19 protein-coding genes are annotated in these 19,833 nt (G+C 70.1%); 13 read left to right on the top strand and 6 right to left on the bottom strand.

Annotated elements, in window-relative coordinates; genetic code table 11:
- The first annotated feature begins 199 nt into the window (after positions 1-199).
- From chpT to MFF26_RS03020, 8 genes are all read left to right on the top strand, one after another.
- Positions 200-946: a histidine phosphotransferase ChpT gene (gene chpT / locus MFF26_RS03055; protein ID WP_137830512.1), complete on the top strand. Its 747-nt coding sequence runs from the start codon at positions 200-202 to the stop codon at positions 944-946.
- Between the two features lie 126 nt (positions 947-1,072).
- Positions 1,073-3,826, top strand: coding sequence for a hybrid sensor histidine kinase/response regulator (locus MFF26_RS03050; protein WP_238307438.1), 2,754 nt, complete (start codon positions 1,073-1,075; stop codon positions 3,824-3,826).
- Positions 3,827-3,856: 30 nt separating this feature from the next.
- Positions 3,857-4,339 carry a chemotaxis protein CheW gene (locus MFF26_RS03045; protein WP_137831634.1) on the top strand — a complete coding sequence of 161 codons (483 nt, stop codon included), beginning with the start codon at positions 3,857-3,859 and terminating at the stop codon, positions 4,337-4,339.
- 11 nt (positions 4,340-4,350) lie between these two features.
- On the top strand, positions 4,351-4,737 hold the full coding sequence (locus MFF26_RS03040; protein WP_137831635.1) for a response regulator: 387 nt from the start codon (positions 4,351-4,353) through the stop codon (positions 4,735-4,737).
- Between the two features lie 109 nt (positions 4,738-4,846).
- Positions 4,847-5,998 carry a protein-glutamate methylesterase/protein-glutamine glutaminase gene (locus MFF26_RS03035; RefSeq protein WP_137831636.1) on the top strand — a complete coding sequence of 384 codons (1,152 nt, stop codon included), beginning with the start codon at positions 4,847-4,849 and terminating at the stop codon, positions 5,996-5,998.
- Positions 5,995-6,849 carry a CheR family methyltransferase gene (locus MFF26_RS03030; RefSeq protein WP_137831637.1) on the top strand — a complete coding sequence of 285 codons (855 nt, stop codon included), beginning with the start codon at positions 5,995-5,997 and terminating at the stop codon, positions 6,847-6,849. The genes MFF26_RS03035 and MFF26_RS03030 overlap by 4 nt, the downstream gene beginning before the upstream one ends.
- 55 nt (positions 6,850-6,904) lie before the next feature.
- Positions 6,905-7,141, top strand: a complete 237-nt coding sequence (locus MFF26_RS03025; RefSeq protein ID WP_137831638.1) for a DUF4926 domain-containing protein — start codon at positions 6,905-6,907, stop codon at positions 7,139-7,141.
- An 8-nt stretch (positions 7,142-7,149) separates the two neighbouring features.
- Positions 7,150-7,527, top strand: coding sequence for a DUF6883 domain-containing protein (locus tag MFF26_RS03020; protein WP_137831639.1), 378 nt, complete (start codon positions 7,150-7,152; stop codon positions 7,525-7,527).
- Between the two features lie 27 nt (positions 7,528-7,554).
- Here the strand turns inward: MFF26_RS03020 and hisS are convergent, their stop codons facing one another.
- The 6 genes from hisS to secB all read right to left on the bottom strand — a co-directional run bounded on the left by hisS (position 7,555) and on the right by secB (position 12,895).
- Positions 7,555-9,066 carry a histidine--tRNA ligase gene (hisS, locus tag MFF26_RS03015; RefSeq protein ID WP_238307437.1) on the bottom strand — a complete coding sequence of 504 codons (1,512 nt, stop codon included), beginning with the start codon at positions 9,064-9,066 and terminating at the stop codon, positions 7,555-7,557.
- Positions 9,067-9,172: 106 nt separating this feature from the next.
- Entirely contained in the window at positions 9,173-9,544 is a 372-nt protein-coding gene (locus tag MFF26_RS03010) for a tRNA-binding protein (RefSeq protein ID WP_137831641.1), read from the bottom strand.
- A 1-nt stretch (position 9,545) separates the two neighbouring features.
- Positions 9,546-10,052 (bottom strand): DUF3429 domain-containing protein, encoded by a 507-nt coding sequence (locus MFF26_RS03005; RefSeq protein WP_137831642.1) that lies wholly within the window; start codon positions 10,050-10,052, stop codon positions 9,546-9,548.
- Between the two features lie 119 nt (positions 10,053-10,171).
- Entirely contained in the window at positions 10,172-11,422 is a 1,251-nt protein-coding gene (locus tag MFF26_RS03000; RefSeq protein ID WP_137831643.1) for an MFS transporter, read from the bottom strand.
- A 184-nt stretch (positions 11,423-11,606) separates the two neighbouring features.
- Complete coding sequence (locus tag MFF26_RS02995; RefSeq protein ID WP_137831644.1) at positions 11,607-12,212, bottom strand: hypothetical protein; 606 nt, start codon at positions 12,210-12,212, stop codon at positions 11,607-11,609.
- Positions 12,213-12,391: 179 nt separating this feature from the next.
- A complete protein-coding gene (gene secB / locus MFF26_RS02990; RefSeq protein ID WP_137831645.1) occupies positions 12,392-12,895 on the bottom strand; it encodes a protein-export chaperone SecB in 504 nt (167 codons plus the stop codon).
- 470 nt (positions 12,896-13,365) lie between these two features.
- Between secB and MFF26_RS02985 the strand changes: the two genes are divergently transcribed.
- The 5 genes from MFF26_RS02985 to poxB all read left to right on the top strand — a co-directional run bounded on the left by MFF26_RS02985 (position 13,366) and on the right by poxB (position 19,747).
- A complete protein-coding gene (locus tag MFF26_RS02985; RefSeq protein WP_137831646.1) occupies positions 13,366-14,082 on the top strand; it encodes a Tim44/TimA family putative adaptor protein in 717 nt (238 codons plus the stop codon).
- Positions 14,083-14,097: 15 nt separating this feature from the next.
- Complete coding sequence (gene mltA / locus MFF26_RS02980) at positions 14,098-15,306, top strand: murein transglycosylase A (protein ID WP_137831647.1); 1,209 nt, start codon at positions 14,098-14,100, stop codon at positions 15,304-15,306.
- Complete coding sequence (locus tag MFF26_RS02975) at positions 15,303-16,076, top strand: Smr/MutS family protein (protein WP_238307436.1); 774 nt, start codon at positions 15,303-15,305, stop codon at positions 16,074-16,076. Before mltA ends, MFF26_RS02975 begins: the two co-directional genes overlap by 4 nt.
- A 281-nt stretch (positions 16,077-16,357) precedes the next feature.
- On the top strand, positions 16,358-17,701 hold the full coding sequence (rho, locus tag MFF26_RS02970; RefSeq protein WP_137830430.1) for a transcription termination factor Rho: 1,344 nt from the start codon (positions 16,358-16,360) through the stop codon (positions 17,699-17,701).
- Between the two features lie 312 nt (positions 17,702-18,013).
- The gene (poxB, locus tag MFF26_RS02965) at positions 18,014-19,747 is read left to right on the top strand and encodes a ubiquinone-dependent pyruvate dehydrogenase (protein WP_137830431.1); all 1,734 of its coding nucleotides are present in this window, start codon (positions 18,014-18,016) and stop codon (positions 19,745-19,747) included.
- Positions 19,748-19,833: the final 86 nt, after the last annotated feature.

Raw genomic sequence — 19,833 nt, 5'->3', positions numbered from 1 at the left:
AAGGGAGGCGGGTCGCCGACAGCGCTCGCCGGTCGGGCGGGTGGGGTGCGCCTTCCCAAAGCCGCCTTCCATGACTATCGGTGCCCGGGTGCCCGCGCCGAACGCAGCCTTGCGGCCGCGGACCAGCGGGCGGCGAACTTGGACAAGAACGCGCGGCTTGCCGCGACATCCGGCATCGGAGCCGGCAACGGAGCGTGCCATGAGCGGCCCCAGCACCAGCCTCACCCTCGACGCCCTCGACCTGTCGGCGCTCCTGTGCTCCCGCGTCTGCCATGACGTGATCAGCCCGATCGGCGCCATCGTGAACGGACTCGAGGTGCTGGAGGACGACAACGACCCGTCGATGCGCGAATTCGCCCTCGACCTGATCCGCAAGAGTGCCAAGACCGCCTCGGCCCGGATTCAGTTCGCCCGCATCGCTTTCGGGGCGGCGGGCTCGGCGGGCGCCTCGATCGACCTCGCGGATGCCGAGAAGGTCTCGCGGGCGATGTTCGCCGACGAGAAGACCCAGCTTTCGTGGAGCGCCCCGCAGGCTCTGTTTCCGAAGAACAAGGTCAAGCTGCTTCTCAACTTGGTCGTCATCGCCTCGACCGCGATCCCCCGCGGCGGCCATATCGACGTGAAGGTCGCCGGCGACGGCGATGCGCCGACCTTCACCCTGCGCTCCAAGGGCAGCCATGCCCGCATCCCGAACCATGTCGAGGCGCTGATCGCCGGCACGCCCGAGGGCGGCACGGTGGACGCCCACGGCATCCTGCCGTTCTATGCCGGCCTCGTGGCCCGGGCCGCCGCCATGGACGTGCGCTTCGTCATCGAGGGCGACGAGGTGACGGTCAGCGCCACGCCGACCGAGGCCAAGACCGGCCTGCCCGGCGCGCCCGCCCCGAGTGTCGAGGACGAGCGCCCCTCCGACAGCGCGCCGCCCTCGGACACGCAGCTCGCTTAAATCGTGGCGGGCGGAATCTGCTACGGCTTATCTGTGCTTTCCGCCCTTCACGAAACCCTTCACTAACTTTCCAAGGCGAGAGTGCTCGGCGCACATCCTTTCGTGCGCGTTTGACGAGTGCCTGTCATGGACGATCTGCTTCGCGAGTTCCTGGTCGAGAGCGCCGAGCATCTGGACACGGTCGACGCGGAGTTGGTCCGTTTCGAGCAGGATCCGAACAACCAGCAGATCCTGCGCAACATTTTCCGCCTGGTTCACACCATCAAGGGCACCTGCGGCTTCCTCGGGCTGCCGCGGCTGGAGGCTCTGGCCCATGCCGCCGAGACGCTGATGGGCCGCTTCCGCGACGGCTATCCCGTCAGCGGCGCCTCCGTGACCCTGATCCTGGCGACCCTCGACCGCCTCAAGGCGATCCTCGCCGACCTCGAAGCCTCTGGCACCGAGCCCTCCGGCTCCGACGACGACCTGATCGGCGCCCTCGATCGCATGTCGTCCGAGGAGGCGCCGGCCCCCGCCCCGGCCCCCGTCGCCGCACCCGCCGCCGTCGTGCTGCCGCCGCCGGTGGAACGCGAGCTCAAACCCGGCGAGGTCTCGCTGGACGAGCTGGAGCGCGCCTTCCTGGAAGCGCCCGGCCCCGACGACTTCGCTCTCGAACCCGCTCCGGCCCCCGCCGCCTACGCCCCGGCCCAGGAGCCGGCCCGGGAACTGCCCGCCTTCGAGATGGCCTCGGACATGGCCGCCGAGGAGGCGCCTGAGCCGGCCGCCCCCCGCGCCTCCGCCGCCGCCTCGGGACCTGCCGAGGGCGGCGAGGGCGCCATCGCCAAGGCGCAGACGATCCGCGTGAACGTCGACACCATCGAGCACCTGATGACGATGGTGTCGGAACTGGTGCTGACCCGCAATCAGCTCCTCGAGATCGCCCGGCGTCACGAGGATTCCAGCTACAAGGTGCCGCTCCAGCGGCTCTCCCACGTCACCGCCGAGCTGCAGGAGGGCGTCATGAAGACGCGCATGCAGCCGATCGGCAATGCTTGGCAGAAGCTGCCCCGCGTCGTGCGCGATCTCTCGGCCGAACTCGGCAAGGGCATCGAACTGGTGATGTCCGGCGCCGAGACCGAACTCGACCGGCAGGTGCTCGACGTCATCAAGGACCCGCTCACCCACATGGTGCGCAACTCGGCCGACCACGGCATCGAGGCCACCAACGAGCGCATCAAGGCCGGCAAGCCCGCCCGCGGCACGATCCGCCTGTCCGCCTATCACGAGGGCGGCACGATCACGATCGAGATCGCCGATGACGGCAAGGGCCTGGACCTCGCCGCGATCCGCAAGAAGGCGGTCGAGCGCAACCTCGCGCCCGCCGCCGAGATCGAGAAGATGACCGACGCGCAGGTCGCGAAGTTCATCTTCCACGCCGGCTTCTCGACGGCCAAGGCCGTCACCTCGGTCTCCGGCCGCGGCGTCGGCATGGACGTGGTCAAGACCAACATCGAGACCATCGGCGGCGTGGTCGACATCGCCACCGAACTCGGCCGCGGCACGACCTTCACCATCAAGATCCCGCTGACGCTGGCCATCGTCTCGGCGCTCATCGTCAAGGCTGGCGCCCAGCGCTATGCGGTGCCGCAGATCGCCGTGCTCGAACTGGTGCGGGTCGATGCCAAGGGCGCGAAGGAAGGCGCCAACGCCATCGAGCGGATCAACGGTGCGCCGGTCCTGCGCCTGCGCGAGCGGCTCCTGCCGATCGTCACCCTCGACGGGCTGATGCGCGGACAGGCGACGGTGGAGGAGGGCGAGGTCGTCGAATCCGGCTTCGTGGTCGTCGCCCAGGTCGGGCGCCAGCGCTTCGGCGTCCTCGTCGACGAGGTCTTCCATACGGAAGAGATCGTCGTGAAGCCGATGTCGTCCAAGCTCCGCCACATCCCGCTATTTGCCGGCAACACCATCCTCGGCGACGGCGCCGTGGTGCTGATCGTCGATCCCAACGGCGTCGCCCGGCTCGTCGGCCAGAGCGCGCAGTCGGGCGCCGCGGCGGAGAGCGAGGTCGAGGAGGTCGAGACCGGCGACGCCAAGGCGACGCTCCTCGTGTTCAAGAGCGGCGCGGGCGGCTTCAAGGCGGTGCCCCTCTCCCTCGTCACGCGCCTGGAGGAGATCGATGCCACCAAGATCGAGTGGCTTGGCGGTCGTCCGCTGATCCAATATCGCGGCCGCCTGATGCCGCTGGTGCCCGCCGACCCGTCGATCCCGCTGCGCTCGGAGGGCAGTCAGTCGCTCGTCGTGTTCTCCGACGGCGACCGGGCGATGGGTCTCGTGGTCGACGAGATCGTCGACATCGTCGAGGAGCGGCTCGACATCGAGATCGCCGCGGACCGCTCCGACCTCATCGGCTCGGCGGTGCTGCGGGGCCGCGCCACCGACATCATCAACATCGCCCACTTCCTGCCGCTGGCCTACGACGACTGGGCGCGGGGTCCGCGCAAGACCACCACCAAGGCGCCGTCCCTCCTGCTAGTGGACGATTCGGCCTTCTTCCGCGACATGCTCACCCCCGTGCTGAAGGCGGCGGGCTATGCCGTGAGCGCGGCGGCGAGCGCCGACGAGGCCCTCAAGACGCTCCTGTCCAACCCCTCCATCGATGTCGTGGTCAGCGATCTCGAGATGCCCGGCCGCAGCGGCTTCGACCTCGTCGGCGCCATGCGCAAGGCCGGCGGGCGCCTCGCCGAGATGCCGGTGGTGGCGCTGACCGGGACGGTCGGCCCCGAGGCGATCGAGCAGGCGCGCAGCCTCGCCATCAGCGACCTCGTGGCGAAGTTCGACCGCTCCGGTCTGCTGGCCGCCCTCTCCGAGATCGGCGAGCCCGCCCTCGCCAGCGCTGCCTGATCCCGTCCTGTTGTGAGAGAGTCGACCGCCATGCAGGCCGCCAACGCCAACATCGCCCCCGCCGACACCACCGACTACGTGACGGTGTTCGTCGGAGAGACCATGTTCGGACTCACCATCGACCGGGTGCACGACGTGTTCGTGCCCGCCGGCATCACCCCGGTGCCCCTCGCCCCGAAGGAGATCGTCGGCCTGCTGAACCTGCGCGGGCGCGTCGTCACCGCCCTGTGCCTGCGCCGCCGCCTCAGCCTGCCCGACCGCGAGGCCGGCGCGGCGCAGATGGCGATCGGCCTGGAGCAGACGGGCGAGACCTTCGCGCTCATCGTCGACGGCGTCGGCGAGGTGCTGAAGCTCGGCGCCGAGACCCACGAGCCGGTGCCGATCAATCTCGATCCCCGCTGGCGCGACATCTCGCTCGGCGTCCACCGTCTCGACGGACGCCTGCTCGTCATCCTCGACGTCGACGCGCTGCTCGCCTTCGGCGAGGCCGGCCGCGACGCCAAGGTCGCGTGAGGGGAGATTCGATGAGGACCGGTCTCGTCGTCGACGACTCGGCGGTGATCCGAAAGGTCGCCCGCCGCATCCTCGAAACCCTCGACTTCAGCGTCCGCGACGCCGAGGACGGGCAGAAGGCCCTGGCGCTCTGCGCCGAGGAGATGCCCGCGGTGGTCCTGCTCGACTGGAACATGCCGAACATGGACGGCTACGACGTCCTGCGGCACCTGCGCCAGTTGCCCGGCGGCGATCGTCCGAAGGTGCTGTTCTGCACCACCGAGAACGACATCGGTGCCATCGCCCGGGCGCTGCGCGCGGGCGCCGACGAGTACATCATGAAGCCCTTCGACCGGGAGATCATGATGGCCAAGCTCGATCAGGTCGGCTTCACCGTGCGCCTGCCCGAACACGCCTGAGCGGCCCCGGCCGGCGGGCGCCGGACGCGCCGACGCTCCCGAGCCAGCCGAGCGGCCCGGGGAGGCCGCAGGGCTTCTCTCCCCTTCCTCCCACGGAGGCACGAAACGCATGTCGGCCATTCCGGCCTTCGCCCCTGGAACCGCGCCGCGCAGCGCGGTCAAGGTCCTGGTCGCCGACGATTCCGCCGTGGTGCGCGGACTGGTCTCCCGCTGGCTCGGCGAGGCCGGCCACGACGTGGTCGCCACCGCCCCGAACGGCCGCGCCGCCGTCGACGCGCTGGCGCGCTGCGCCCCGGACGTGGTGCTGCTCGATATCGAGATGCCGGAACTCGACGGCATCCAGGCCCTGCCGCTGATCCTGGCGCGCCAGCCCGGCGTGCAGGTCGTGATGATGTCGACGCTGACCCAGCGCAACGCCGACGTGTCGCTGCGCTGCCTCTCGCTCGGCGCCGTCGACTACATCCCCAAGCCCGAGAGCAATCGCGGCGTCACGACCTCCGACGGCTTCCGGGCCGATCTCCTGGAGCGGATCCGGGTGTTCGGCGCCGCCCGCGCCCGGCGCCGGCCCGTTCCCGCCGCGGTCGAACCCACCGCCTCGACGCAGCCCGCGCCCGCCCCGGTCTCGCGCCTGTCCGGTACGGTGACCCTGCGCCCGCGGCCGCGCACGATGACCGCCCCGCGCGTCCTGCTGATCGGTTCCTCGACCGGCGGCCCGAAGGCGGTCGGCGAGGTGCTCGAGAAGATCGGCGCGGCCACCCTGCGCCGCCTGCCGGTGCTCATCGTCCAGCACATGCCGCCGGTCTTCACCGCCGTCTTCGCCGACCATCTCGGCGCCCGGGTCGGCCTGCCGGCGGCCGAGGGCAAGGCGGACGAGCGGGTGCAGCCCGGCCGCATCTACGTCGCCCCCGGCGGCCGCCACATGCGGCTGTCGGGCACCGCGTCCGAACCGGTGATCCGCCTCGACGACAGCCCACCGGTGAATTTCTGCCGCCCGGCGGTGGACGTGCTCTTCCTCGACGCCGCCGCCCTCTACGGAGGGGCAACGCTCAGCGTGATCCTGACCGGCATGGGCTCGGACGGCACGGCGGGATCGCGCGCCCTCGTGGAGGCGGGTGGTCAGTTGCTAGCCCAGGACGAGGCCACCAGCACGGTGTGGGGCATGCCCGGAAGCGTCGCCAAGGCCGGCCTGTGCCACGCCGTGCTGCCGTTGCCGGAGATCGGCCCGGCCCTGCGCACCGCCCTCGGCGGGAGCGCGGCATGACCGAGGCGGATTTCGCCTTCCTGCGCGACTACCTGAAGAAGCGCTCCGGCCTCGCCCTGGGGCCGGAGAAGCGCTACCTCGTCGAGAGCCGGCTCTCGCCGGTCTGCCGCCGCTTCAATCTCGCGACCCTGTCCGATCTCGTCGGCACGCTGCGCCTGTCGCGGGAAGGCCCGCTGGAGCGGGCGGTCGTCGAGGCGATGACGACCAACGAGACGTTCTTCTTCCGCGACCGGGTCCCCTTCGACCTGTTCCGCGACGTGCTCCTGCCCCGCGCGATCGCGGCGCGCGGGGCGACCCGGCGCCTGCGGATCTGGTCGGCGGCGGCCTCCACCGGCCAGGAGCCGTATTCCCTGGCGATGCTGGTTCACGAGGCGGCCGCCCAGCTCGCCGGCTGGCAGATCGAGATCGTCGGCACCGACCTCTCGACCGAGGTGCTGGAGAAGGCCCGGCTCGGCCTCTACAGCCATTTCGAGGTGCAGCGCGGGCTGCCCGTCCAACTGCTGGTGAAGCATTTCACGCAGGTGGGCGAGCAGTGGCGCATCAGTCCGAAGCTCGCCGGCATGGTGAGCTACCGGCCGCTCAACCTGCTGCAGCCGTTCGAGCATCTCGGGCAGTTCGACATCGTCTATTGCCGCAACGTGCTGATCTATTTCGACGCCCCGACCAAGGCCGACGTGCTGGAGCGGATCGCCAAGGCGCTCGCCCCCGACGGAGCGGTGCTGCTCGGCGCCGCCGAGACGGTGATCGGGCTCACCGAGGCGCTGGTGCCCGACGGCCAGCATCGTGGCCTCTACCGCCAGGGGGCGACGCACCGGGCGGCCGCGCCGCAGAGACTCGCGGCGGGGTTTTGAGGCGAGACGACTTCTCTCGGTTGCACAAGCGCGCAGTTCGGCTCATCTTCCAACGATGACCGTCGAAGCTTTCTACCGCTTGCGCAGAACGGAGCCGGCCGCCGGATTCCGCGAGTTCGACATCGTGGAGCTGACCGCCGACGTTGTAACGGATGACGGGGATCCGATGAAGGCCGGCGCCCAGGGTACGATCGTGGGCAGTTGGGACGACGGTTCTTTCGAGGTCGAGTTTCCGGAACCGGAAGGCGCGTTGGCGACGGTCGCGGCGAGAGATCTGCGTCCCGTGGTGTAACGCCTCGCATGGGCTGGCCAGACGACCCGATCACCTGCACGGTCCACCGAGCCAAGATCACCGAATATCTGCTGAACCTCGACCATGCCCATGGAGCAGCCAAGGCGAGATTCTTCCTCGCCTTCGGTTATCGGCCCGATTCTCCCGAAATTCTATCGGCTTCGCTTTTGGTCCACGCGCATCCGATGCGCCTGACGCGGGATCTGATCACGGCCGAAGGCAAGCGCAAACTGGTCTTCGTCGGACCGATCCAGGCTCCCGACGGGCGACAGCCCTGGATCCGCACCGTGTGGCAGATCAACGATGCGGGTGAGGCGGCTTTCGTCACCGCCGTGCCGGTGAAAGGGCGGAGCGGGCCCGACGGCGGACCGATGGCGGGAGCCTGATGCTCCCGGCCACAGATCGCGGGCAGCTCACCCAAAATGCCGCGACAGCACCTCGCGCACGGCCTCGACCATCCGGTCCACCGGCACCGAGACCTGGGCGGGCCGGGCGGCCTTCCACTCGGCGTTGCTGGCGATGGCGGCGGCCGCCTGGGCGCCCTGGATCAGATCCTTGATCTGGACCTCGCCGGCCTCGCGCTCGTTCGAGCCCTGGATCACCACGGCCGGAGCCCGGCGGCGGTCGGCGTACTTCATCTGCGCCTTCATGCCCGCAGCGCCGAGATAGAGTTCCGCCCGGATGTTGTCCGCGCGCAGGCGGGCGACCAGGGCCTGGTACTCGGCGACGTTCTCGCGATCCAGGACCAGCACGACCACGGGGCCGGGCTTGGCCGCGCCCTCGACCAGGGGGCTCTTGGTGAGGCGCAGCGCCGAGAACAGCCGCGAGACGCCGATGGAGAAGCCGGTCGCCGGCACCGGCTCGCTGCGGAAGCGGCCCACCAGCCCGTCGTAGCGTCCGCCGCCCGCGACCGAGCCGAAGCGCACGGTCTGGCCGTCCTCGTTGGTCACGGGGAAGGTCAGCTCGGCCTCGTAGACCGGGCCGGTATAGTATTCGAGGCCGCGCACCACGGAGGGATCGGCCCGCACCCGGTCGGGGCCGTAGCCCGCCGCCTCGCACAGCCGCATGATGGCGTGGAGTTCGGCGATGCCCTCCCGGCCGGTCTCGGAATCCCCGACCACCGCGTGCCAGGAACCGAAGAACTTCTCCCAGAAGGCCAGCCGGTCGGCGCCCTCGTGCGGGGCGGCCTCGAAGCCGACATAGGCGAGGATGCGCTCGATCGCGTCGTCGGCGAGTCCCGCGCCCTTGGTGAAATCGCCGCTCTCGTCCTTCCGGCCGGGCCCGAGCAGTTGGCGGACGCCGTCCGCGCCCAACCGGTCGAGCTTGTCGATGGCGCGAAGCACCGTGAGCCGCTGGCTGGCCTTGTCGGCCCCGGCGAGGCCGATCGCCTCCATCACGCCGTCCAGGACCTTGCGGTTGTTGACCTTGACCACGTACTGGCCGCCGAGCCCGAGCCGGTCGAGCGTATCGGCCATCAGCATGCAGGTCTCGGCATCGGCCGCGACCGAGGCCGCCCCGACGATGTCGGCGTCGAACTGCATGAACTGGCGGAAGCGGCCGGGGCCGGGCTTCTCGTTGCGGAAGACGTAGCCGGCCCGGTAGCTGCGATAGGGTTTGGGCAGGACGTCGAAATTCTCGGCGACGTGCCGGGCGAGCGGCGCGGTGAGATCGTAGCGGAGCGAGAGCCACTGCTCGTCGTCGTCCTGGAACGAGAACACCCCCTCGTTCGGCCGATCGAGGTCGGGCAGGAACTTGCCCAGCGCCTCGGTGTACTCGACGAACGGCGTTTCCAGCGCCTCGAAGCCGTAGAGTTCGAAGGTCTGCCGGATCGTGTCCAGCATCCGGCCTTGCGCGAGCAGGTCGGCCTCGGTGCGGTCGGGAAAACCGCGCGGCAGGCGGGGTTTCAGGGTCTCGGCCTTGGCCATGTCGTCGCCGATCAGAAATTCTTCGAAAATGAGGCCCGGCTCTATCGCAGGCGGCGGCGCGGCGGCAAGCCGAGGCAACGGAGCACGGGCATCCCATTCAACCCCCTCAGAACAGCCGGCTCCCATCCGGCACGGGAAGGTCGGGGCGAAACAGCACGACGGCGCCGGCCGCGTCGGCGAAGCCCAGCGTCAGCACCTCGGACAGGAACTTGCCGATCTGTCGGGGCGGGAAATTCACCACCGCGGCCACTTGCCGGCCGATCAGGTCGTCGGGCGTGTAATGTTCGGTGATCTGCGCGCTGGAGCGCTTGTGGCCGATCACCGATCCGAAATCGATCACGAGCTTGAGGGCCGGCTTGCGGGCTTCCGGAAACGGCTCGGCGGCGATGATCGTGCCGATGCGGATATCGACGGCCAGGAAGGCGTCGAACCCGATTGTCTCGGATTCCGGCGCCTGCGGATCGTGGGTGACGTGCATGTCAGGCGAGCAGACGGTGGGCGAGGAGGGCTGCCAGCCCGAGCACGGCGAGCGGCATCTGGAACGGGCGCAGCCGCTCGAAGAACAGCGGCGCCTCCCCGCGTCGGGCCGCGATCGGATCGAGCACCGCGATGGCGACGTAGCCGACGATCAGGAGCCCGAGGGCGGCCACGACGAAGCCGAGGGCGAAGGCCACGAGCGCGCTGAAACCGAGGAGGAACAGCCCGAGCATCGTGACGATCTGCGAGACCCTGGCCCCGCCCTCGGTGCGGAAGCTGACGCCCCGGCGCACGCCCGACAGGAACAGCAGGATGGCGCAGCCCCACAGCAGGGTCAGCGTGAAGATCGCCGCGCCGGCCTCCCCGCGCAGCAGCCAGACGAGGGCGCCGCCGGCCAGGAAGGGCAGCATCGGTCCGTAGCCGAACACCACGCTGAGCCAGGGCACGGCCCTGGGCTCGTAGGCGTGGATCGTGCGGCCGTCGCGGCGATCGGTCAGGGGGCGGTTCATGGGGTCCGTCGCTGAGGCATTCCCGCCGGAAACGGGCGGGTCGTCCGCCTGTTCCGGTGGACTCGGACGAGCGGCGCTCCGGCGATGTCGTGGAGGGCCATCCGGGCTGCGGGGATGCCTCAGGCGGCTCCCTCGGCGGTGCGGGCCTCACGGCGGGCGGTCCGCCGCGCGTGGCGGCGCTGTGCGCCGCTCTCCTCCGTGGTGGCGGCGAGCCACCAGACCAGGCCGAACGCCGCCACGCCCGCCGCACCGAGGGCGAGGAAGCTGCCGGTCCAGCCGAGCCAGCCCTGAGCGAGCCCGCCATACCACGCCGAGAGCGCCCCGCCCGCGCCCTGCACCGCGTTGACGCATCCGAGCACGGTCTGGGTGCGGCCGGTGCCCCAGGTGAGATCGGCCACCACCACGGGCACGGCGACGCCGATGATCCCAGAGCCCACGCCGTCGAGCACCTCGGCGAGGATCAGCCAAGTGGGGTCATCGACGAAGGCGCAGATCGCGGCGCGCACCGGGAGCACGAGGCAGGCGGCGATGAGAAGCTGGCGGCGGCCGCGCCGGTCGGCGAGCGAGCCGGCCAGAAGCGCCACCGGCACCATCACGAGCTGGGCCACCATGACGTAGCGGGCGGTCCAGGCGACCGGATCGCTCGTCGTGTGGACGAGCTTCTGCCCGAGCAGGGTCAGCATCCCGCCATTGCCGAGCTGGAACAGGGCAAGCGCCACGGCCAGCACGAGGAGGCGGGTGTCGGAGAAGATCTGGCTATAGGACGAGCGGTCCGGGGCCTGCTCGTCCTCCTCCTTCCAGCCGAAAGAGCGGCGGCAGTTCCAGGCATCGGCCGGCATGGCGAGGGTCGCCGCGATGGCCGCCGCCGCCATGGCGCCGAGCACCCAGAAGGCCACGGCCGGTCCGAACCGGGCGGTCCCCAGGGTGATGAGGCCGGCGGCGAACAGGATGCCGAGATGATTGAAGGCCTGGTTGCGGCCCTGCTGGCGCGGAAAGGCCTCCTTGCCGACGATGCCGAGGGTGAGGGCCGTCACGGCGAGCAGCAGCAGCGTGCCGCCCGCCGCCGCGAGAAACTGCGCCGCCAGCACCGGCACAAAGCCGTGGGCCGGCATCAGCAGCAGGGTGCCGGCCAGGATCGCGGCGCAGGAGAGGACGACCAGCAGGCGCGGACGCTCGACCCGGTCGACCAGGGCCCCGAAGGGCCCGCTCAGCAGCAGGGCGCCGCCGCCGACGAGCGTGGTGACGAGGCCGATCTCGGACGGGCTCCACTGCCGCTGCTGCGCGAGCCACGTGCCGAGGAATGGCCCGAGCCCTCCCTGGATGTCGCCGATGAAGACGTTGATCAGGGCGAGATGGGTCGTGGGCGTCATCGGATCCTTCGGTCGAGCCTGGAAGACGCCCCTCCGCTCACGCGGCGCGGGCATCCTTGCTCGGCCATAACGCCCGGAGCAGACGGTTTTCTCATTTGCATCGGCCCGCGACCGGCACCCTGCGGGGAAGCGTGACCGTAAGCACCTGGGCCGGAACGGCGTTTCGCAGCTGCGGCGTGGCGCCTCAGCGATGCGCGAGCCAATTGCCGAAGCCTTCGGCGTAGTCTTCGGCGGCGCGGTCGAAGAGGTCGTCGGCACCCATCGATTGCAGGAGGGCGTCGCCCAGCACGCCGCCGACGCCCTGGCCGGCATATTTGCGACCCACTGCGCCGCGATAGGTCGTCAATTGTGCACCGGTGCGGGCGTCGATCACGTCGATATGGGCCGTAATCGTCGGATAACCGCCGATGACGATGCGGCGAGCCGCCGAGGGGATATCGATGAGGAGGACCGTCGCGACGAGACGTACCGGTCGCGTCCCCGGAGGCCGCTCAGCGAGCACGCGGACGAGCTTCGCTTTCAAGCGGGCCGTCGCGAGACTGCGCAGATGAGCGCGGGCTTCCGGTGTCGCCGTCAGCGCCGGGTCGGTCTGCGAAAGCTTGCGGTCGCGCAGGTAATCGTCCTCCGCCGAGGACCAGTCGATTCGCGCCTCGGGTGGGACCACGACCTCCAGGCCGACGACTTTCAAGTCCGCCGCCTCCTGCGGCGATAGGGTGTTGGGCGTGACGGTGACGCAGGCGGACAGGCCGACGGCCAGGAGCAGCGCGACAGCAAGGGGAAAGCGGAACATGGTCGGCAGCTCGGAGCATCTGCCGAAATGGCAGAGAAGTTCCGCCTACCACAACCAAAACGGGCATAATGTGGCGCCCCGGCCACAGTCCGGCGGGCGTGAATGGCCCTGCATCACCGACGAAAAAAGCCCCGGCGCGTCGGCGCCGGAGCTCGTGTCGTGGACGGACGTCGCTTCGCTCAGGAGGCGAGCGGCGCGCCCTGGCCCTGGGCGGCCTGGGCCTCTTCCATCTTCTGACGGTAGAGGCCGACGAAATCGATCGGATCGATGTAGAGCGGCGGGAAGCCGCCGTTGCGCACGGCTTCGGCGACGATCTGGCGCGCGAAGGGGAACAGCAGGCGCGGGCACTCGATCATCACCGCCGGATGGATCTGATCCTGCGGGATGTTGCGCATCCGGAACACGCCGCCATACTTCAGTTCAAACTTGAACAGCACGTCGTTCTTGATCTTGGCATCGCCTTCCAGCGACAGCTCGACCTCGAAATCCGCTTCGGCGAGTTGCTGGGCGTTGACGTTGACCTGAATGTTGATCTGCGGCCCACCCTCCTGCGGCTGCAGCGAGCGCGGCGCGTTCGGGTTCTCGAACGAGAGATCCTTGGTGTACTGCGCCAGCGCGTTGATCGCGGGGGTGAGGTCGCCGTCCTGGGCGCCGTTGCCGTTGGGTGCCGCGGTGTCGGCCATGACGAGTGTCTCCTCCTCGCGTCGTTGCTGCGCGGCTTCGAGGGCCGGCGCGCCTGACCGGCGCGGGCAGCGCGCTAACATGCCGCTTTCCCGCGAACAAGCCGGTGCCCTCGACCCTGTGTCCTGGCCCCCGCGCGAGAGGGCAGTGGAGCCGCGCGGTGCCGGCCTGCAGCGATTGCTCCGCCGGCCCGCCTGGAATCGCGCGCGGTCTCACCCATATCACGGCAAGGTCACGCGGTTCTCGACGCCGGAGACATTCACCTTCAAGATGCTGCGCCTCCGGCTCGATCCCCGCGCCGGGCTCGGCTAAGAGCTTCGAAAGCCTTTCGCGAGACGTCCCCTCGGGCCGCTGGCGGCTGCGGGTGCGTCGCCCCCGGGCCAGGCCGCGAGATCGGATCGCGCGGGGTCTCCCCTCCGGCAGCCCTCGGGTGTCAGCCTCACGCGTGCGACGGGCACGATTCGGATCGGTGATGCAGGATTCCTTCGACGCAACCACCCTGATTTTCCTGGCGCTCGCCGTCTTCGTCATCTGGCGGCTGCGCTCGGTCCTCGGCCAGAAGACCGGGACGGAGCGCTCGCCCTTCCGCCCGGTGGAGCGCAACCGCACCGAAACCCCCGGCAACCGGTCCGAGGGCGACAATGTCGTGCGCCTGCCCGGTGCCGATCGCGGCCAGCCCCCTGCGGCGCAGAGCGCGGCACCGCGCGACTGGCGCGGCATCGCCGAGCCGGGTTCGGCGGTCGCCCGCGGCCTGGAGCAGATCGTTCAGGTCGAGCCCGCCTTCGATCCGCGGGCCTTCCTGGAGGGCGCCAAGGGCGCCTACGAGGCTATCGTCACGGCCTTCGCCACCGGTGACCGCAAGACCCTGCGGGCGCTTCTGTCGCGGGAGGTCTGCGAGGGCTTCGAGCGGGCGATCTCCGAGCGCGAGAAGCGCCGCGAGACCGCCGAGACCACCTTCATCTCGATCGACAAGGCCGAGATCGTCGCCGTCGAGGTCAGGAACCGGGTCGCGCAGGTCACCGTGCGCTTCCTCTCGAACCTCATCACCGCCACGCGCGACGCCGAGGGCAAGGTGATCGACGGCAATGCCGAGACCGGCGTCGAGGTGCCCGACGTGTGGACCTTCGCCCGCACGCTCGGCGCGCGCGATCCGAACTGGCAGCTCGTCGCCACCGACGCGGGCGGCTGATTCCCTCTCGGCGCGATGTCGTTCCGACACGTTCTCCCTCGGGCCGCAGCGGTCTTCGTCGCTGCGGCCCTTTCCGTTCCGCTCGCCCGCGCGGAGGCACCGCCGCGCGTGGGCGACGGGGTACTGGAGCCGGTAGCGTTCTCCGCCCTTGCCGGCTGGCGCGAGGACGATGCGGCGGCCGCTCTCGACGCCTTCCGCCGTACCTGCGCCGCGCCGGGGCCGAACCCGCCCCAGGCCACGAACGTCACCGGCGACCCGGCCGACCTCGCCGCCGCCTGCGCGGCGGCGGCCGACCTGCCCGCGGACAAGGCCAAGGCGTTCTTCGAGGCGCGGTTCTCGGCCTACCGGATCGTGCGGCCGGCCTCCGGCGCCGAGCCCGAACGGCGCCTGGGCTTCCTGACCGGGTATTTCGAGCCGGAGCTGGTGGGCTCGCTCGAGCCCGGTCCCGGATACACCGCGCCCGTGCTGGCGCGCCCGGACGACCTCGTGACGCTGGCGCCCGGCGAGACCACGCCGGGGCTCGATGCGATCTACAAGGCGGGCCGCCGCACGGCGACCGGGCTCGAGCCCTATCCCGACCGCGCGGCCATCGAGGACGGCGCCATCGCGGCCCGCACCAAGCCCGTGCTGTGGCTGCGCGACGCGGTCGATCTGTTCGTGTTGCAGGTGCAGGGCTCCGGGCGGGCCCGCCTGCCCGACGGGCGCTCCGTGCGCGTGCTCTACGACGGCAAGAACGGACAGCCCTACACCTCCATCGGCAAGCTGCTCGTGGCGGAAGGGCACTTGCCGCTCAACGGGTTGAGCCTGGAGCGCTGGACGACGTGGCTGCGGGCCAACCCCGACCATGCCCGCCGGCTGATGCGGAAGAACGCGTCCTACGTCTTCTTCCGGGTCGAGCCGGTGGAGGATGCCCGCCTCGGGCCCCCCGGCGCCGCCGGCGCGCCCCTGAGCCCCGGCCGCAGCGTGGCGGTGGACGGCACTCTGTGGCGCTACGGCCTACCGTTCTTCCTCGAGGGCAAGCTGCCGGGTCAGCCCGGCCGCGGGCATCTCGTGATCGCTGCCGATACCGGTTCGGCCATCGTCGGCCCGGCGCGCGGAGACCTCTATGTCGGCACCGGTGCCAAGGCCGGAATCGCCGCGGGCGACCTGCATGACCGCATGGGCTTCGTGGTGCTCCTGCCGAAACCCGGAGCGACGCCGGCGATCGCGGAGCCCCGGCCATGAGGCCGCCACGGCGGCGCTCGCTCTCTCGCGAGGAGGCCTATCTGTGGGGTGAGATCGCCAAGCTGATCACGCCCCTGCGGGCGCGGGCACGGCCGAAGAAGCCGGCGCCCGAGGCCGGGCCGGACGCGGTGGCACCCGTGACGCCGGCTCTCGCCGATCCCTCTCTCGCAAAATCAGCCGCCGCCAAATCTACCCCCGCCAAGTCTGCTCCCGCCAAGCCTGCCACCCCTCGGCCCGCCACCCCCAAGCCGAGCCCCACGAAGCCGGGCCTCGCCAAACCCGATCCCGCCGCCGCGGTGCCGCCGACGGTGCGGCCCGCGGCCCAGGCGACCCCGCCCGCCGCCAAGCGGCCGGTGAAGCTCGGCGATCTCGCCGGCCTTCCCGCCGGTCGGCCCGCGGCCGCGCGGCCTCCCGCGGCTGCGCCTCCGCCGGGGCTGGAGCGCAAGGAGCGCCGCGGCCTGGAGCGCGGCACCCTGACGATCGAGGCGCGCATCGACCTGCACGGGCTCTATCAGGCGGAGGCGCATGCCGCCCTCGTCGGCTTCCTGATGCGGGCCCGGGCGGCCGGGCATGCTCGCGTCCTCGTCGTCACCGGCAAGGGAGGAGAGGCCTTCTCCGATGCGGGCTTCTCCGAGCGCGGCGTGCTGCGCCGGAGCGTGCCCCACTGGCTGCGCGGTCCGGAATTGCGCGGCCTCGTCCTCGGCTTCGAGGAGGCCGCCCGCCACCATGGCGGCGCGGGCGCGCTCTACGTGCGGCTGCGACGGCGCTGAGATGGCTCGTCCCACCGCCTACCCGGCTGCTTGGAACCTGCGCGCGGGACATTCGCTACCCGGCACCCCTTGAGCCGCCCCGCGAAACGCGATAAGGACGACTGCTTTCCAATTGCAGCCGTGTCGCATCCCTGGGGCTTCTTCCAAGCCAAGAGGAACCGATGCGTGGGCCGGACCGCTGCGCTCGCAGACGCGCCGGACCTGGGGCGTCTCCCCGGCGCCTAGCCCTGCTTTCCGACCGGCCGATCCTTCCCCCGCCTTCGTTGGTTGCATCCCCCCACATGACGTCACAGAACGACGCTCTCGCCCCCGTCGATGCCCCGTCCGAGGACGGCCCCGTGGCCGTCGAGGCCGCGGTGCGGCGCGAGGTGCGCCTGCAGGATCTCAAGTCCAAGTCGCCGACCGAGCTCATCGCCTTCGCCGAGGAGGTCGAGGTCGAGAACGCCTCGACCATGCGCAAGCAGGAGCTGATGTTCGCGATCCTCAAGCAGCTCGCGGCCAACGAGACCGAGATCATCGGTGCGGGCACCGTCGAGGTGCTGCAGGACGGCTTCGGCTTCCTGCGCTCGAACGATTCGAACTACCTGCCGGGCCCGGACGACATCTACATCTCGCCGACCCAGATCCGCCGCTTCGGCCTGCGCACCGGCGACACCGTCGAGGGCCCGATCCGCGGACCCAAGGACGGCGAGCGCTACTTCGCCCTGATCAAGGTCAACACGATCAACTTCGAGAACCCGGAGAAGATCAAGCACAAGGTCCATTTCGACAACCTGACGCCGCTCTTCCCCACCAAGCGGTTCAAGCTCGAGCTGGACAACCCGACCAAGAAGGATTTCAGCCCCCGCATCATCGACATCGTCTCGCCGATCGGTAAGGGCCAGCGCGCCCTGATCGTGGCGCCGCCGCGCACCGGCAAGACTGTGCTGATGCAGAACATCGCGCAGTCGATCACCCTGAACCACCCCGAATGCTACCTCATCGTGCTGCTCATCGACGAGCGCCCGGAAGAGGTGACCGACATGATCCGCTCGGTGAAGGGCGAGGTGATCGCCTCGACCTTCGACGAGCCGGCCACCCGTCACGTGCAGGTCGCCGAGATGGTGATCGAGAAGGCCAAGCGCCTCGTCGAGCACGGCCGCGACGTGGTGATCCTCCTCGACTCGATCACCCGCCTGGGCCGGGCCTACAACACGGTGGTGCCGTCCTCCGGCAAGGTGCTGACCGGCGGCGTCGACGCGAACGCCCTGCAGCGGCCCAAGCGCTTCTTCGGCGCGGCCCGCAACATCGAGGAGGGCGGCTCGCTCTCCATCATCGCCACCGCGCTCATCGATACCGGCTCGCGCATGGACGAGGTGATCTTCGAGGAGTTCAAGGGCACCGGCAACTCCGAGATCATTCTGGACCGCAAGGTCTCGGACAAGCGCATCTTCCCGGCCATCGACATCACCCGCTCCGGCACCCGCAAGGAGGAGCTGCTGGTGCCGCCGGATGCGCTCAAGAAGACCTACGTGCTGCGCCGCATCCTCAACCCGATGGGCGTCACCGACGCGATCGAGTTCCTCATGGACAAGCTGCGCCAGACCAAGAGCAACAGCGACTTCTTCGACTCGATGAACACCTGAGGCGGCGCTATCCGCGCCGCACGAGCAAGAGCCACAAACGGAATGGGTCGGGATCGGCGTCAGGCGCTTTTCTCGGCCCCGCCGCTTTCGAGCGGATCAGCACCGTCGAGGGGGTTTGACTGACGGCGGAGATCCGGATCGGAGCCCACCCAGGAACGGACGCGCATCACGGCAGACAAGTACGGCCGCGAGTCGTTCTCTGACGACCAGCAACATCCTGCATCCTTTGTGAAATTCGCGTAAGGCGCGAACCATCGCCCCGCGCCGACGTTGGCCCGCATCGATTGCCCGCGGTCACCGGGGAGACGGCGCATGGCCTCCGACAACGTATCCGACCTCATCGTCGAGACGCTCCAGCTGGCGGGCGTGCGGCGGATCTACGGGCTCGTCGGCGACAGCCTCAACGGCATCACCGAGGCGATCCGGGCGCGCGACGTGATCGAGTGGGTCCATGTCCGCCACGAGGAGGTCGCGGCCTTCGCCGCCGCGGGCGAGGCGCAGGTCACCGGCGAGCTCGCGGTCTGCGCCGGCTCCTGCGGACCGGGCAACCTCCACCTCATCAACGGCCTGTACGACGCCCACCGCACCCGCACGCCGGTCCTGGCGATCGCCGCACATATCCCGTCCTCCGAGATCGGCCTGAACTACTTCCAGGAAACGCGGCCCGAGCAGCTGTTCCGCGATTGCAGCCATTTCTGCGAGCTGGTCTCCGATCCGGCGCAACTCCCCAACGTGCTGGAGGCCGCGATCCGCAGTGCGGTCGGGCAGCGGGGCGTCGCCGTCATCGTCATCCCCGGCACCGTCGCGCTCAAGCCCGCGCCCGAGCGGACGCTGGCGGCGGCCTCGACGCTGCGGCCGCGCGCGCCGATCGTCGTGCCGCAGGCCGACGAGCTCGAGCGTTTGGCCGAGCTCCTCAACAACTCGAAGAAGATCACGCTGCTGTGCGGGCGCGGCTGCGCCGGGGCGCATGCCCCCCTGATGCGGCTGGCCGAGCGCCTGAAGAGCCCGATCGTCCACGCGCTGGGCGGCAAGGAGCATGTCGAGCACGACAACCCCTACGATGTCGGCATGACCGGGCTGATCGGCTTCTCCTCGGGCTACGCGGCCATGGAGGCCTGCGAGACCCTGCTGATGCTGGGCACCGATTTCCCCTACCGGCAATTCTATCCCGAGCATGCCCGCATCGCGCAGATCGACATCCGCCCGGAGAATCTCGGGCGACGCTGCCGCCTCGAACTCGGCCTCGTCGGCGACGTGGCGGCGACCATCGAGGCACTGCTGCCGCTTCTGTCGGGCAACGACAGCACCCGCCACCTCGACGCCAGCCTGAAGCACTACGTCAAGGCCCGCGAAGGGCTGGACGATCTCGCCACCGGCAAGCCCGGCCGCCGGCCGATCCATCCGCAATACCTGACCCGGCTCCTCAGCGAGGCGGCGACGGACGACGCGGTGTTCACGGCCGATGTCGGCACGCCCACCGTCTGGGCGGCGCGCTACCTCGCCATGACGGCTGGGCGGCGGCTGATCGGCTCCTGGGCGCACGGCTCGATGGCCAACGCCCTGCCGCACGCCATCGGCATCCAGGCGGCGAGCCCGGGCCGGCAGGTGATCTCGCTCTCGGGCGACGGCGGCTTCGCCATGCTGATGGGCGACATCCTCACCCTCACGCAGGAGAAGCTGCCGGTGAAGGTGGTGATCTTCAACAACGGCACGCTCGGCTTCGTCGAGCTGGAGATGAAGGCCGCAGGCTATCTCGAGACCGGTGTCGAACTGCAGAACCCGGACTTCTCCGCGCTCGCCCGTTCCGTGGGCATCCATGCCCGGCGGGTGGAGGATCCGGGCGATCTGGAGGGCGCGATCCGGGATATGCTCGCCCATCCCGGCCCGGCGCTCCTCGATGTCGTGACGAACCGGCAGGAGCTCGCCATGCCGCCGAAGCTTCAGGCCGAGCAGGTGAAGGGCTTCAGTCTCTACGCGCTGCAGGCGGTGATGAACGGACGGGGCGACGCCATCCTCGATCTCGCGAAGAGCAACCTCATCCGCTGAACATCCCGATCAGCGGGCGTCGACCATCTCGATCCGGCAATTTCTCCCATCCTCGTCCTCATCCTGAGGTGCTTCGCCGAAGGCGG

It is taken from the genome of Methylorubrum suomiense (assembly GCF_022179765.1).
GTDB classification, from domain to species: Bacteria; Pseudomonadota; Alphaproteobacteria; order Rhizobiales; family Beijerinckiaceae; genus Methylobacterium; species Methylobacterium suomiense.
This window is presented reverse-complemented; position numbering and strand designations above follow the sequence as displayed.

Bases quoted from the DNA above. Each gene is read 5' to 3' on its own strand.
- chpT (WP_137830512.1), top strand. From the start codon at position 200: ATGAGCGGCCCCAGCACCAGCCTCACCCTCGACGCCCTCGACCTGTCG.
- MFF26_RS03050 (WP_238307438.1), top strand. From the start codon at position 1,073: ATGGACGATCTGCTTCGCGAGTTCCTGGTCGAGAGCGCCGAGCATCTG.
- MFF26_RS03045 (WP_137831634.1), top strand. From the start codon at position 3,857: ATGCAGGCCGCCAACGCCAACATCGCCCCCGCCGACACCACCGACTAC.
- MFF26_RS03040 (WP_137831635.1), top strand. From the start codon at position 4,351: ATGAGGACCGGTCTCGTCGTCGACGACTCGGCGGTGATCCGAAAGGTC.
- MFF26_RS03035 (WP_137831636.1), top strand. From the start codon at position 4,847: ATGTCGGCCATTCCGGCCTTCGCCCCTGGAACCGCGCCGCGCAGCGCG.
- MFF26_RS03030 (WP_137831637.1), top strand. From the start codon at position 5,995: ATGACCGAGGCGGATTTCGCCTTCCTGCGCGACTACCTGAAGAAGCGC.
- MFF26_RS03025 (WP_137831638.1), top strand. From the start codon at position 6,905: ATGACCGTCGAAGCTTTCTACCGCTTGCGCAGAACGGAGCCGGCCGCC.
- MFF26_RS03020 (WP_137831639.1), top strand. From the start codon at position 7,150: ATGGGCTGGCCAGACGACCCGATCACCTGCACGGTCCACCGAGCCAAG.
- hisS (WP_238307437.1), bottom strand. From the start codon at position 9,066: ATGGCCAAGGCCGAGACCCTGAAACCCCGCCTGCCGCGCGGTTTTCCC.
- MFF26_RS03010 (WP_137831641.1), bottom strand. From the start codon at position 9,544: ATGCACGTCACCCACGATCCGCAGGCGCCGGAATCCGAGACAATCGGG.
- MFF26_RS03005 (WP_137831642.1), bottom strand. From the start codon at position 10,052: ATGAACCGCCCCCTGACCGATCGCCGCGACGGCCGCACGATCCACGCC.
- MFF26_RS03000 (WP_137831643.1), bottom strand. From the start codon at position 11,422: ATGACGCCCACGACCCATCTCGCCCTGATCAACGTCTTCATCGGCGAC.
- MFF26_RS02995 (WP_137831644.1), bottom strand. From the start codon at position 12,212: ATGTTCCGCTTTCCCCTTGCTGTCGCGCTGCTCCTGGCCGTCGGCCTG.
- secB (WP_137831645.1), bottom strand. From the start codon at position 12,895: ATGGCCGACACCGCGGCACCCAACGGCAACGGCGCCCAGGACGGCGAC.
- MFF26_RS02985 (WP_137831646.1), top strand. From the start codon at position 13,366: ATGCAGGATTCCTTCGACGCAACCACCCTGATTTTCCTGGCGCTCGCC.
- mltA (WP_137831647.1), top strand. From the start codon at position 14,098: ATGTCGTTCCGACACGTTCTCCCTCGGGCCGCAGCGGTCTTCGTCGCT.
- MFF26_RS02975 (WP_238307436.1), top strand. From the start codon at position 15,303: ATGAGGCCGCCACGGCGGCGCTCGCTCTCTCGCGAGGAGGCCTATCTG.
- rho (WP_137830430.1), top strand. From the start codon at position 16,358: ATGACGTCACAGAACGACGCTCTCGCCCCCGTCGATGCCCCGTCCGAG.
- poxB (WP_137830431.1), top strand. From the start codon at position 18,014: ATGGCCTCCGACAACGTATCCGACCTCATCGTCGAGACGCTCCAGCTG.